At 65.7% G+C, this 481-nt stretch carries 1 protein-coding gene; it reads left to right on the forward strand.

Annotated features, from left to right (window positions below; translation table 11 throughout):
* The coding region (locus AC5RVV_RS18015; RefSeq protein WP_494002714.1) for a ribonuclease H-like domain-containing protein at nucleotides 1-481 on the forward strand (481 nt) is incomplete at both ends.

Here is a 481-nt window from a genome sequence, read left to right on the forward strand (position 1 = left end):
CCTGGGGGCTGGAGTACCTGTTCGGCATGGTTGAGACCGACCCCGACGACGGGCCACAGTTCTCTTCCTTTGTCGCCCACGACCGGGCCCAGGAGCGCACCGCCCTGAGCGGGTTCCTGGAGTACGTGGCCAAGCGCCGCCAGGACTACCCGGACATGCACGTCTACCACTACGCCGCCTACGAGAAGTCCGCGCTGCGCCGGCTGGTCCAGCGCCACGGCGTCATGGAGGACGTGCTCGACTCCATTCTGCGCGACGGGGTGCTGGTGGACCTCTACCAGGCGGTCGGGGACAGCCTGCGCATCTCCGCGCCGTCGTACAGCATCAAGAAGCTCGAACCGCTCTACATGGGTGATGAGCACCGGGACGGGGTCGACAACGCCGCAGACTCCGTCACCGAGTATGACAAGTACGCCCAGCGAACTGTCGAGGGGAGGCACGAGGAGGCTGCCGAAATCCTGCAGGGCATCCTGGACTACAA

The organism is Arthrobacter sp. MDT2-34-1, assembly GCF_059091365.1.